Below are 219 nucleotides of genomic sequence, written 5' to 3'. Positions count from 1 at the left end.
GGTAGAGCCCGGCGCCCATGGTGGGGTATTGGGCGCCTTGGCCGGGCAGGACGAACACGACCTTGGCGCCGGGGTGGGCCAGGTGATGCTGGTGCAGGTGGGGGTGGGGGCGGCCGGTGCGTAGCGCATCCAACCCGGCCAATAGTTGGTCGCGCCTATCCGGGGCGGCTGCCGGTGTGGTGATAGCTGCGCGGTAGGGGTGGTGGGTGCGGGTGCTGC

Annotated in this window: 1 protein-coding gene; it reads right to left on the bottom strand. The window is 71.7% G+C overall.

Features of this window, described 5'->3' with window-relative positions:
- Positions 1-219, bottom strand: a 219-nt coding sequence (locus F0Q45_RS28530) for a hypothetical protein (protein WP_188113232.1), incomplete at both ends; no start/stop codon positions are given.

Source organism: Mycobacterium simiae (genome assembly GCF_008370645.1).
GTDB classification, from domain to species: domain Bacteria; phylum Actinomycetota; class Actinomycetes; order Mycobacteriales; family Mycobacteriaceae; genus Mycobacterium; species Mycobacterium simiae_A.
Note: the sequence above shows the minus strand (reverse complement) of the source record. Positions and strands in the feature narration are given on the sequence as shown.